Genomic DNA, 12,088 nt, shown 5'->3' with positions numbered 1-12,088 from the left:
CGATAGTGGCATAAATGGTGATTGTGGAAATCATTGCAATAACTACAAACGCGGCTACGCAACGCCTTGCGAAGGTCGCTGAAACCCCGCGATCCCTTCCATCCCATTTGCGGTCGGTGCTTGCTTCAACTGCAGCCCGACCGTGCCTTGTCGTGACGGCTCGCCGTCATGCCTTTATCCTGCAAATGGAATTGCAATGATCCGCCCCTTCAAGACCCTCAGGCCCCTGGCCTGCGCCATCGCCCTCGGCTCGCTCGTCACCGCGTGCGGCACCTTCGCCCCCACCTCCCCCTCTGCCCTCTCTGCCCCCTCCGCGACCGCCATCGACAACAGCAGCATCGGTCAGCCCGAGTTCCGTGCGCACAAGACGACCTACGGCGTGGTCTACAAGCTGCCGAAAGAGGTCAACGACGTGCTCGACGCGCGCGTGTACCCGGCGCTGCGGCAAGACCTGGTGGGCCTCGGCCTGCAGGCCGAGGCGCAGAACTTCAACATTCCGCACGTGACGGTGGTGCACATCCACAGCGCCGACCCGACCACGCCGCAGAAGATGCTCAAGGCACTGCCCAAGCCGCCGGCGCCCATCAAGCTCACGCTGAAGAACTTCTACACGACCGAGGCCGCGAAGGACGCGGGCCGCCCCTGGTGGCTGGACCTCGGCATCGTGAAGACCGGCCAGGGCTTCGAGGACATGATGGCCTACAACACCGTGACCACCGCCGCCATGGCGCCGCTGCGCGACGGCCCGCTGCCGCGCGTCACCGGCCCTGTCTACGCCCGGATGGGCGACGCCGGCAAAGACCTCGTGAAGACGGTGGGCGTGAGCGGCGTGAACGTGGTGAAGGACGGCAAGGAACTGCGTTCGCACAACCCGCACAACACGCTGGTCTACAGCATGGCGCCGTTCACCCCGGCGCTGCAGGCGTCGATGAACCAGGTGGCGGCCCGCTTCAACACCGCGCTGCCCCAGGGCATCGACACCACCTTTCGCGACGTGTCGATCGTCGAGCTGGCCTTTTCGGGCAACGTGACGCGCGAGATCTACCGCATCAGCCTGGTCGACGGCTCGGTGACCGACGTCGCGAGCGGCAAGGTCGTCAGGTAAGCCGTTCTGGCGGAACTTCGCGGGCCTGCTCAGCCCTGCTTGCGCATCGCGAAGCAGGCCCCCGCCACCAGGATGAACGCGCCGATGATCACCTTCTGCCAGGTGCTCGGCACGCCCGCCAGAATGAGCACGTTGTTGATCAGCGTGACCAGCACCACGCCCAGCAGCGTGCCGCCCACGGTGCCGCTGCCGCCGGTGATGCGGGCGCCGCCCAAAATCACGGCGGCAATCACGTCCAGCTCGTTGCCCACCAGGTCGAAGGGGTTCGCCAGCCGCGTGCTCGACACGTGCACGATGCCCGCCAGCCCCGACAGGAAACCCGCGTACGCGAACACGAAGACGTGCACCGTGCGCAGGTTGTAGCCCAGCCGCTCCGCAATGGCCAGGCTGCCGCCGATGGCGTACACCGCGCGGCCGATGAGCGTGCGGTTCAACAGCCACCACGTCAACACCGCGGCGCCGGCCAGCACCAGCACCGTGGCGGGCAGCACCACGTGCAGGCCCTGCGGGGTGTCGAAGCGCCACAGCGCCAGCTTGCCGAAGGCGTCCATGGGCGCGGGCACGTTCATGAAGAACACGGTGCCCACGAAGGTGAGAAGAATGCCGCGGTACAGGTACTGCGTGCCGATGGTCACGATGAGCGAGGGCGCCTTCAGCCAGTGCACCAGCAGCCCGTTGAGCACGCCCAGCAAGGCGCCGCTGGCCGCGCCCGCCACCAGCAACACCGCGATGTGCGTCTCCGGAAAGTAGTTCAGCACCAGCTTGGTGATGCTGTACATCGTGAGTGCCGCAATGGCCGCGAACGACACGTCGATGCCGCCCGCGGCCAGCACGATGAGCACGCCCAGCGCGAACAGCCCCACCACCGTGCAGGCACGCACGATGTCGATCAGCACCGGCAGCTGGAAGAAGCTCGGGTTGATGGCGCCCACCACCAGGCACACCAGCACGATGAGCGCCAGCGTGAAGACAGAGGGGCGTTGCGCGAGCCACCCGCGCCAGGAGCTCGGTGGCTTGGGTGCCGCTTGCACCGCGGAAGAAGGCGCGGGCGTGGTGGGCGCTTGCATGGTGGATGCCGTCATGAGAATGCGGGGGAAGCAGGGGTGGGGGTGTCGGAAACCAGCGCGTGGTAGAGCTCGCTCTCGGCCAGGCCCTGCGCGTCGAAGTCGTTGGCAATGCGGCCCTTGCGCATCAGCAGGATGCGGTCGCAGTTCTGCAGCAGCTCCTGCAGGTCGTCGCTCACCAGGATCACGCCCAGGCCTTGCTCGGCCAGCCGCTGCACGATGCGGTAGATGGTGTCCTTGGAGCCGACGTCCACGCCCACGGTCGGGCCGTGCAGTATCAGCACGCGCGGGTCGATGGCCAGCCACCGGCCGATGAGCACGCGCTGCTGGTTGCCGCCCGACAGCGACTGCACCGGGCGGTCGACGTCCGGCGTGGCGATCTGCAGCTCGCGCACGGTGCGCTCGGCCAGTGCCTGGCACTGCTTGCCGTCGAGCGCGCCGAAGCGCCCGCGCAGCCGGCTCAGCACGGCCGTCACGATGTTGTCGCGAATGGGCTTGTCGAGGAACAGGCCTTCGCTCAGGCGGTCTTCGGGCACGTAGCCGATGCCCTGGCGAATGCCGTCGGAAGGTGTTTTCAGCGTGATCTGTTTGCCGTCGAGCGCCATGCGCCCGTGGTCCGCGGCCTGCACGCCGGCCAGCGCCAGCGCCAGCTCGTTGCGGCCGGAGTCGAGCAGCCCGGTGATGCCCAGGATCTCGCCTTTGTGCAGCGTGAAGCTCACGTCGCTGAACTGCGCGCCGCGGCCCAGCGCATCGACCTCGAGCAGGGCGTCGCCGCCGTGCGTCTGGTGGCGGTAGCGCGCACCGTCGAGCTGCTTGCCGGTCATCCAGTGCGCGAGTTCGGCCTTGGTGAAATCGCGGATCGGTCCCTGCGCCACCTTCGTGCCGTCACGGAACACGATGGCCTGGCCGCCCATGGCGATGCACTCGTCGAGCTTGTGGCTCACGAACAGCACGGCCACGTCCTGCGCGCGCAGCGCCTCCACCACGCGCTCGAGGTTGTCGACCTCCTTCTGCGTGAGCGAGGTGGTGGGCTCGTCCATGATGACCATGCGCGCGCGCGTGGCCACGGCGCGCGCAATGGCCACCAGCTGCCGCGTGGCGATGGGCAGCTCGTCGACGCGGCGCGCCAGAAAGGCCGCATCGGTCGGCAGCTTCACGGTGGCCAGCGCGCGCACTGCCGTGGCGGCCACCGCCTTGCGGTCGAAACGCCGCGCCAGCTTGCCGCCGGTGGCGACCAGCTGCTCGCTGAGCGCGACGTTCTCGGCCACGCTCATGTTCGGCAGCAGGGACAGGTCCTGGTAGACCGTCTCGATGCCGAGCGTGAGCGCCTCCAGCGGTGACAGCGATTCGTGCGGGCGCCCGTCGATCACGATGCGTCCCTGGCTCGGCGGTTGCGCGCCCGAGATGATCTTGATGAGCGTGCTCTTGCCGCAGCCGTTCTCGCCGAGCAGGTGATAAATCTCGCCGGCCTCGATCGTCAGGTCGATGCCGCGCAGCGCGTGCACGCCCGCGAAGCGCTTGTGCACGTCCTGTACTTCGAGGAAGACACGGCGCCCGGTGCCGGGCACCGGGGCCCGCGTGGAAGGCGCGAGGGGTGCGGAAAGAGTCATGTGCTCGAAGCTTTCGCGAATATCAGAAGGCGTACTTCTTGTAGTTCTGCTTGTCGACCTCGACCCAGGCCTGGCCCGTGACGATGATGCCGACGCCCGGGCCCTTCTTGACCGAGACCTTGTTGTAGCCCTGCACGCCCATGTCGGCGCCGTCGGTGATGGTCTTGCCGTCGAGCAGCATCTTGGCCGCCTTGTTCATGACGATGCCGGCGTCCTTCGGGTCCCAGAAGGCGATGCCGCCGACCGCGCCCGACTCCAGGAACTTGGCCGCCTCGCTCGGCAGGCCCGTGCCGTACACGCAGATCTTGCCCTGCAGGCCGGCTTCTTCCACCGCGCGGCCGATGCCCAGCACGTCGAGCGACGACGAGCCCTGGAAGCCCTTCAGGTCGGGGTGCTTGCGCAGCATTTCCTTGGCCTTGCCGTAAGCTTTTTCGGCGTCGTTGAGCGACTCGTTCTTGGCGTCGACCAGCGTCATCTTGGGGTACTTCTTGGCGTTGGTCGCGCCGCCGTCGGCCCACTGCACCTGCGACTGGCTGCCCAGCGAGCCGACCAGCGAGGTCCACTTGCCCTGCTGGCCCATGCAGGCGGACAGGCGCTCGTTGATGCGCGCGCCGTAGGCCGTGTTGTCGAAGGCCTCGATGTCGACCATGGTGTTCTTCTGGTTGTCGGCCTCGTGCGTGACCACCTTGATGCCGCGCTCCATGGCGCGCTTGAGCACGGGCTCCAGCGTGGGCGGGTCCATCGAGACCACGGCGATGGCGTCGACCTTCTTGGCCACCAGGTCTTCGACCAGGCGCTGCTGCTGCGCGGCGTCCGACTGAGCCGGGCCGATCTGGCGCGTGGCCACGCCGGGGGTGCTGGCGCCGAACTCCTTCACGCCCACTTCCATGCGGTTGAACCAGCTGATGCCGGTGATCTTCACCACGGTGACGATGTCCTGCGGCTTGCCTTGCGCATGCAGCGCCGAGGCGAAGGCCACGGTGCCCAGGGCCAGTACGGTGCAGGCGATCTTTGTTTTCTTCAGCATTGTTGTCTCCTAGCCCTCGGTGGTTCGTTGTTGCGTCGCGCCAGGAGGGGGCTGATGCGGCGGTGCGCTGGTGCGCGAAACGGAAATGAAGCTGCGCAGGTCGCCCAGGCTGAACCGCGCCGATGCCAGGAAGAACAGCAGCAGCAGGCCCCAGGCGCAGTCGCGGAAGAAGTTGGAAATGCCCAGCAGGTTGAAGGTGCTCGACAGCAGCTGCAGCGCCACGGCCGAGAAGAACAGGCACACCATGCGCCCGTAGCCGCCCTGCGGCCGCACGCCGGCCATCACCGTGATGAGGATGGCGATCAGCAGGTAGGAGTTGCCGTAGTCCGACTTCACGCTGGCCGTGCGGCTTGCGATGACGACGCCCGCCACCGCCGCCAGCACGCCGCACAGCGCGTAGGTGGCAATGAGCATGCGGCTTTGCGAAATGCCCGCGTAGCGCGCCGCCTTGGCGTTGGTGCCCAGCAGGAACAGCCGGATGCCGAACGGGCTCTGCTTGAGCAGCCAGCCCACGCCGAGCAGCATGGCCACGAAGATCACGAACGGAATGGGCACGCCCAGCACCATCTCGTTGCCGATGGCCGACAGCGGCTCGGCACTGCCCACGCGCAGGCTGGAGCCGCCGGTGAGCACGACCGCCAGGCCCGTGTAGAGCAACTGCGTGCCCAGCGTGCAGAGAATGGGGGTGAGCCCGGCGCGCGCGATGAGCAAGCCGTTGAGCAGCCCGCCGCCCAACCCCACCGCCAGCGCGATGACCGCGAACCAACCGGTGTAGAGCCAGGGCGACACATCGGACGCCACGAGCATCGGCGCCACGGTGGCCGCCACCACGCCGGCCAGGTTGGCCAGGGCCACGCCCGACAGGTCGATGCCGCCGTTGCCCGAGATCATCGACAGCGCCACGCCCATGGCCAGCAGGCCGAGCTCGGGCAGCTGGCCGCCCATGGACTGGAAGTTGTAGACGTCGAGAAAGTCGCCCCTGGAGAGCACGGTCGCAACCACGAGGATCACGACGTTGATGGCCACCAGGAAGTTCAGTTCGCGGTCGGAGAACCGGGAGGTCATGCAAGGGCCCTTCCGCTGGCGCGGTTCATCAGCGCATCGACTTCGGCGCGCGTGGGCATCGACGGTGCGGTGCCGGCGCGCGTGACGGAGATGGCGGCCACCGCGGAGCCGAAGCGCGCGGCTTCCAGCGGCGAGGCGCCTTCGGCGAGCGCCGCCGCAAAGCCGCCGTTGAAGGCGTCGCCCGCGCCGGCGGTTTCCTTCACGGCACCGGCATTGAACACGGGGATGTGCACCGAGCCGCTGGCGCTGTGCAGCAGCGCGCCCTTGTCGCCCAGGGTGATGAGCGCGCAGCCCACGCCCTTGGCGAGGAAGAAGTCGCCTGCGCGGCGCGCGTCGTCGATGGTTTCCACCGCAATGCCGCTCAGCGCCGCGGCCTCGTGCTCGTTGGGCGTGATGTAGTCGCACAGCGGGTACAGCGCGTCGTCGAAGGGGAGGGCGGGCGCGGGGTTGAACACCGTCACGGTGCCGGCGGCGCGCGCCAGCTCGAGCCCGCGCCGCGCGGCGCCCGCGGGTTGCTCCAGCTGCGTGACGAACACGCGCGCGCCGCGGATGGCATCGGCAGCGGCCTCCACGTCGTCCGCGTCGATGAGGGCCGCGGCACCGGGCACCACGATGATCGCGTTGGCGCCGGTGACCTCGTGCACGTAGATGAAGGCTGCACCGGTCGGCTGCGTGCTCACCTGGGGTGCGCGCGGCGTGATGCCCTCCTGCGCCCACAGCGCGAGTGCGTTGGCACCGAAGGCGTCCTGTCCGAGCTTGGAGATGAACGTCACCCCCGCGCCCGCCCGCGCCGCTGCCACGGCCTGGTTCGACCCCTTGCCACCGGGGCCCATGGCAAAGCCGGAACCCGCGATGGTCTGGCCCACGCCGGGGAGGCTGGCCGCTCGGAATGCGAGGTCGGCCACGAAGATGCCCAGCACGGCCACGCCGCGCTGGTGTGGCGCCTGTGCGGCATGCGAAGGTGCGACAGCCATGGCGTCAGGCCTCCGGGGCGATCACGCCCTTCTTGAACACGAAGCAGCCGTAGAAGCGGCGCTCCCCGGTAGCGATCACGCAGTAGGCACGGCGCGCCGCTTCATAGAAGGCGAAGCGCTCGATGGAACCCAACGGCCGCGAGCGGCCTTCGGCTGCGTCGATCTCGCGTTGCATCTCCTGCTGCACCGGCGGAATCTCGTGGGGCTGGCCCATGATTTCCATGCGCCGTGCCGGGTCGTCCACCGCTTCGTCGAGCGGCAGCACCGACAGGATGGCGCGCGCCGCTTCGGTCGTGCCCACGCCGTCGATGCGCAGCAGCCGGCCCAGCGTGGTCTGGCGTGCCACCGAGTCGGCGGGAAAGTTGGCGTCGCACAGCACCAGTTCGTCGCCATGGCCCATGGCGCGCAGGGCGTACAGCACGTCGGCGTTGAGCAGCGGATGGATGGACTTCAGCATGTGGTCTCCTGCAAATGGAACTGTTCTTGTGGCTGCAATTCTTCAGTAAGGAAAACGTTTGCGCAAACGTTTGCTATTCGGGGATTTCCCTTGGTTTCGGTGTGCGCGCCACGTTCGTTCGCACGTTCATTCACCGTAGGGAATCCAGATGTTCTTGACCTGCGTGGCATGCCGCAGGAACAGCGGGCCTTCGGCCGAGGCTGCGTCGGACCAGTCGGTGGCCAGGCCGTGGTCGACGAGCGTGCGCTTGAGGTTGCCCACCGACAAACGCTCGGCGTTGCGCGAAAGCTCCTTGGTGCCGAAGGCCCACAGCGCATCGACGTCGTCGTGCTCGGCCAGTGTCTGGGCCAGGCTCGCTGCAGGACCGGTCACGAGATTGATCACGCCGGCGGGCAGGTCGGAGGTTTCGAGCACCTGGTAGAAGTCGGTGGCGATCAGCGGGTGCTTCTCGCTCGGCACGATCACCGTGCGGTTGCCCATGGCCATGAGCGGCGCGAACAGGCTCACGAAGGACAGCAGCGGCGCCTCGTCCGGGCACACCACGCCGACCACGCCCATGGGCTCGACGGTGGCCAGCGCCACGCCGCGCAACGGCGGCACGTGCACCGTGCCTTCGTATTTGTCGGCCCACGCACCGTAGGCGAAGAGGCGGCTTACGGACGCATCGACTTCGGCCTGCGCGGCGCGTGCGGCCACGCCGGTGAGGCTGGCGATGCGCGCGGCAAATTCTTCAGCGCGGGCAGAGAGGTTTTCCGCCAGGTAGTACAGCGCCTGCGCGCGGCGGTGCGGCGTGGCGCTCGACCAGCCGGCGGCCGAGCGCGCGGCGGCGACTGCGTTGCGAATGTCCTTGCGGTTGCCCGTGCCGACTTCACCCGCGCGCTGCCCGCTGGGCGCCAACACCGGGTGCGACAGTTCGCCGTCCGGGCGCACCTGCTTGCCGCCGATGAACAGCTTGGCCGTGCGATCGATGGCCGGAAGCGTGGACGACGGCTTGGCCTGCGCCTTGGTCGTTTCGTTCGCGGCTTCTGCGGTCGCTTGCATGGAGCGCGGCTTGCGCTCGGCCCAGGCGCGCGGCTTCAGGTATTCGTAGCAGCCCTCGCGCCCGCCTTCGCGGCCGTAGCCCGACTCGCGGTAGCCGCCGAAGCCCACGCCCGCATCGAACAGGTTGGTCGCGTTGACCCACACCACGCCGGCCTGCAGCTGCGGTGCAATGCCCAGCGCCAGGCCGATGGTCTCGCTCCACACGCTCGCGGCCAGGCCGTAGCGCGTGTTGTTGGCCAGCGCCACGGCTTCGTCGGGCGTGCGGAAGGTCATCGTCACCAGCACGGGGCCGAAGATTTCTTCGCTCGCCACGGTGGAGGCGGGGTGCACGTTGGTCAGCAGCGTCGGCGGAAAGAAGCTGCCGCCCGGCGGCAGCGCGCCCGGCGCCTGGTAGCAGCTGGCGCCTTCGCGCACACCGGTGGCCACCAGCGCGCGCACGCGCTCCAGCTGCGTGGGGTCGATCAGGCTGCCCATGTCGACGGCCTTGTCCAGCGGCGAGCCCACGCGCAGGCTCTGCATGCGGCGCTTCAGGCGCCCGATGAAGTCGTCGGCAATGCCCTCTTGCAGCAGCAGCCGCGAACCGGCGCAGCACACCTGGCCCTGGTTGAACCAGATGGCGTCGACCACGCCCTCCACGGCGGCGTCGCTGTCCGCGTCGTCGAACACGATGAAGGGCGACTTGCCGCCCAGTTCCAGCGTGAGCGACTTGCCTGAGCCGGCGGTGGCCTCGCGAATGATTCGGCCCACGTCGGTCGAGCCGGTGAAGGCGATCTTGTCGATGCCTTCGTGCGCGACCAGCGCCGCGCCGGTGGCGCCGTCGCCGGTCACCACGTTCAGCACGCCCGGCGGCAGGCCGGCCTGTGCGGCGAGTTCGGCGAAGAGCAGGGCGCTCAGCGGCGTGAGCTCGGCGGGCTTGAGCACCACCGTGTTGCCCAGCGCGAGCGCGGGCGCGATCTTCCACGCGAGCATCAGCAGCGGAAAGTTCCACGGAATGATCTGGCCGACCACGCCCAGCGGCACCTGGTCCGCGAACTCGCGCTCCTGCAGCTGCGCCCAGCCGGCGTGGTGATAGAAGTGGCGCGCCACCAGCGGCACGTCGAGGTCGCGGGTCTCGCGGATCGGCTTGCCGTTGTCCAGCGCCTCGACCACGGCCAGCAGGCGCGCATGGCGCTGCACCAGGCGCGCCAGTGCATAGAGGTGGCGTGCGCGGCCATGGCCCCCGAGCGCGAGCCAGCCGGGCTGCGCGGTGCGCGCGGCGGCCACGGCGGCGTGCACGTCCTGCGCGGAACCTTGGGCGATGCGGGCCAGGCGCTGGCCGGTGGCGGGCTCGAAGGTCTCGAAATGCGCACCGGTGGTCGCCGCAGTGAAGTGCCCGTCGATGAAGTGGCCGAAGCCCACCGCATGGCGCGCGAGCCACTGGCGCGCGTCGGTGTCGCTCTCTGGCGCGGGGCCGTAGTCCATGGTGTCGAAATAGCGTGCGACGCTGCGGGTGGTCGTGTTGTTCTGGCTGCTCATCGGGTCATCCGATCGGGTGGCGGTTGAAGGCCGAGTAGCGGCCGGTGACGTGGTGCTCCAGCTGGCGCTCGATGTCGGCCAGCAGCGTGGAGGCGCCGATGCGGAAGAGCCCGGGTTCGAGCCAGGGGCGGCCCAGCTCTTCCTTCATGAGCACCTGGTAGTCGAGCGCCGTCTTCGCGGTGGAAACGCCGCCGGCCGGCTTGTAGCCCACGCGAAAGCCGGTGCGGGCCTCGTACTGGCGGATCATGCGCAGCATCACCAGCGTGACCAGCGGCGTGGCGTTCACGCCTTCCTTGCCGGTGGAGGTTTTTATGAAATCGGCACCGGCCATCATGCAGACCATCGAGGCCTTCGCCACGTTGCGCAGCGTCTTCAGCTCGCCCGTGGCAAGAATGGCTTTCACATGCGCTTCGCCGGCTGCCAGGCGAAAGTCGCGCATCTCGTCGTAGAGCTTTTGCCATTGCCCGGTGAGCACGTGCTCGCGGGTGATGACGATGTCGATCTCCGCCGCGCCGTCGCGCACCGAGGCTTCGATCTCCTTGAGCTTGAGCTCGTGCGGAATCAGCCCCGCCGGAAAGCCGGTGGACACCGCCGCCACCGGAATGCCCGTGTCCGCGAGCGCCTCGACCGCCGTCGACACGAAGCGGTGGTACACGCACACCGCGCCGGTGTGCAGCGTGCGGTCTGCAAAGCCCAGCGCGGCCAGCAGGTCGGGGCGCACCGGGCTCACCGCCTTGGCGCAGAGCCGGCGCACCCGCTCGGCCGTGTCGTCGCCGTTGAGCGTGGTCAGGTCGATGCAGGTGATGGCCTTCAGCAGCCAGCCGGCCTGCGCGTCTTTCTTGACCGAGCGGCGACCGGGCAGCGTGGCCACGCGGCGCTCGGCGGCCGAGAGGTTGATGCGGATGCCTTCGAACCAGCCGCTGTCGAAGGGTTGCGCGGTGTTGCGTGCGGCAGTGTGGGGCTGTGCAGCCGGTGCAGCCGGTGCTGGTGTTGCGGATGCGGCCGCGGCGAGCGCCGTGGCGGGTGGCGCCGGGCGCGAGCGCACCGCGCCGCTGGCGCGAACGAGTGAAGTGGATGTCATGGCGTGGGGAGCGCGGTGGTGCGCGGGCGCCGCGGGTGCGGCAGGCAGGCAAAGGGCATGTCTTTTGTCTCCGTGGCCGCGTCGCGCTGCGATGCGGCGGTGGTGTGTCTCGTGCGTGCCGTCGTGCGGGGCCGGCGGCGTGTTGGATTGGATGTTATTGCAACAACATTTATTTAGGCAAGATGTTTTTAAAATAACATTTTGATGCGAGCCGATGCCCGATACTCGAGCGCCTGGACCCAAGGAACCCGAACATGCGAAAAACCGCCGGAGCCGAAGCCCGGGCCGTGCGCCTGGCCAAGATGCAGGAGCTCGTCGAGGCCGGCGGCCCGTTGCCGATCAAGCAGGCCGCCCAGCGCCTGGACGTGACCGAGATGACCATCCGCCGCGACCTGTCGTCGGCCGGTTCACCGCTTTCCGCCCTCGGCGGCTATGTGCTGGCGACCACGCTGCCGGGCGCCGATCGCTACTCGCTCGACGAGGCCAGCGACCAGCATGCCGCCAACAAGCGCCTGGCCTGCGAGCGCGCGGCCGGGTGGGTGCAGCCGCACGACAGCCTGTTCATCGACTGCGGCACCACCATGGTCCATTTCGCGGAAGCGCTTCCGCCCGACATGCCGCTGAGCGTGGTGTGTTACTCCACGAACATCGCGGCGGTGCTGAGCCGGCGCCCCCACACGCAGTTGATGCTGATGGGCGGGCTGTACCACCCGTCATCGGCCACCTTCTTCTCGGACGAAGGCCTGCAGTACCTGAACAAGCTGGGCGTCAACAAGGCCTTCATCTCGGCCGGCGGGCTGGACCTGGAGCGCGGCGCGAGCTGCTCCAACTTTCATGAAGTGCCGGTGAAGCAGGCGGCGATACGCAGTGCGTCGGAGAGCTTTCTCATCGTCGACGAAAGCAAGCTCGGGAAGTTGCGGCCCGCGTTCTTCAGCCCGCTGGATGCATTCGCGCGCATCGTGGTGGGCGGCGCGCCCGCGGCGGCGGTGAAGAAGCAGTTCAGCAAACTGCCGGTGGAGTTTGCAAGGGCACAGGCCTGACGCCTGCCGGTCGTGGGTGGACTGCGGCACGGCGCTTCGCAGTCCGCGCCCACGCCGGTTCTCGCGCGCAGGACAGGGTCATCGATCCGGCGTAGCCTGTGCGGCCGCG

Annotated in this window: 10 protein-coding genes; 2 read left to right on the top strand and 8 right to left on the bottom strand. The window is 68.5% G+C overall.

Annotated elements, in window-relative coordinates:
• The first annotated feature begins 196 nt into the window (after positions 1-196).
• On the top strand, positions 197-1,105 hold the full coding sequence (locus ACSFA5_RS02435; protein WP_435442411.1) for a hypothetical protein: 909 nt from the start codon (positions 197-199) through the stop codon (positions 1,103-1,105).
• Positions 1,106-1,134: 29 nt separating this feature from the next.
• Here the strand turns inward: ACSFA5_RS02435 and ACSFA5_RS02430 are convergent, their stop codons facing one another.
• The 8 genes from ACSFA5_RS02430 to deoC all read right to left on the bottom strand — a co-directional run bounded on the left by ACSFA5_RS02430 (position 1,135) and on the right by deoC (position 10,939).
• Positions 1,135-2,187, bottom strand: coding sequence for an ABC transporter permease (locus ACSFA5_RS02430; protein WP_435442410.1), 1,053 nt, complete (start codon positions 2,185-2,187; stop codon positions 1,135-1,137).
• A complete protein-coding gene (locus ACSFA5_RS02425; RefSeq protein WP_435442409.1) occupies positions 2,184-3,779 on the bottom strand; it encodes a sugar ABC transporter ATP-binding protein in 1,596 nt (531 codons plus the stop codon). The genes ACSFA5_RS02430 and ACSFA5_RS02425 overlap by 4 nt, the downstream gene beginning before the upstream one ends.
• Positions 3,780-3,801: 22 nt before the next feature.
• On the bottom strand, positions 3,802-4,806 hold the full coding sequence (locus ACSFA5_RS02420; protein WP_435442408.1) for a substrate-binding domain-containing protein: 1,005 nt from the start codon (positions 4,804-4,806) through the stop codon (positions 3,802-3,804).
• Between the two features lie 9 nt (positions 4,807-4,815).
• The gene (locus ACSFA5_RS02415) at positions 4,816-5,871 is read right to left on the bottom strand and encodes an ABC transporter permease (RefSeq protein ID WP_435442407.1); all 1,056 of its coding nucleotides are present in this window, start codon (positions 5,869-5,871) and stop codon (positions 4,816-4,818) included.
• Positions 5,868-6,845 carry a ribokinase gene (locus ACSFA5_RS02410; RefSeq protein WP_435442406.1) on the bottom strand — a complete coding sequence of 326 codons (978 nt, stop codon included), beginning with the start codon at positions 6,843-6,845 and terminating at the stop codon, positions 5,868-5,870. The genes ACSFA5_RS02415 and ACSFA5_RS02410 overlap by 4 nt, the downstream gene beginning before the upstream one ends.
• A gap of 4 nt (positions 6,846-6,849) precedes the next feature.
• Positions 6,850-7,302, bottom strand: coding sequence for an RbsD/FucU family protein (locus ACSFA5_RS02405; RefSeq protein WP_435442405.1), 453 nt, complete (start codon positions 7,300-7,302; stop codon positions 6,850-6,852).
• Positions 7,303-7,428: 126 nt separating this feature from the next.
• Positions 7,429-9,858 carry an aldehyde dehydrogenase family protein gene (locus tag ACSFA5_RS02400; protein ID WP_435442404.1) on the bottom strand — a complete coding sequence of 810 codons (2,430 nt, stop codon included), beginning with the start codon at positions 9,856-9,858 and terminating at the stop codon, positions 7,429-7,431.
• A gap of 4 nt (positions 9,859-9,862) precedes the next feature.
• Positions 9,863-10,939 carry a deoxyribose-phosphate aldolase gene (deoC, locus tag ACSFA5_RS02395; RefSeq protein ID WP_435442403.1) on the bottom strand — a complete coding sequence of 359 codons (1,077 nt, stop codon included), beginning with the start codon at positions 10,937-10,939 and terminating at the stop codon, positions 9,863-9,865.
• A 254-nt stretch (positions 10,940-11,193) separates the two neighbouring features.
• Between deoC and ACSFA5_RS02390 the strand changes: the two genes are divergently transcribed.
• Entirely contained in the window at positions 11,194-11,979 is a 786-nt protein-coding gene (locus ACSFA5_RS02390) for a DeoR/GlpR family DNA-binding transcription regulator (RefSeq protein WP_435442402.1), read from the top strand.
• Positions 11,980-12,088 lie beyond the last annotated feature (109 nt).

Origin of the sequence: Variovorax monticola (genome assembly GCF_051216855.1) — a bacterium.
Taxonomy (GTDB): Bacteria; Pseudomonadota; Gammaproteobacteria; order Burkholderiales; family Burkholderiaceae_C; genus Variovorax.
The sequence above is the reverse complement of the archived record's forward strand: the minus strand, read 5'-3'. Positions and strand labels throughout refer to the sequence as shown.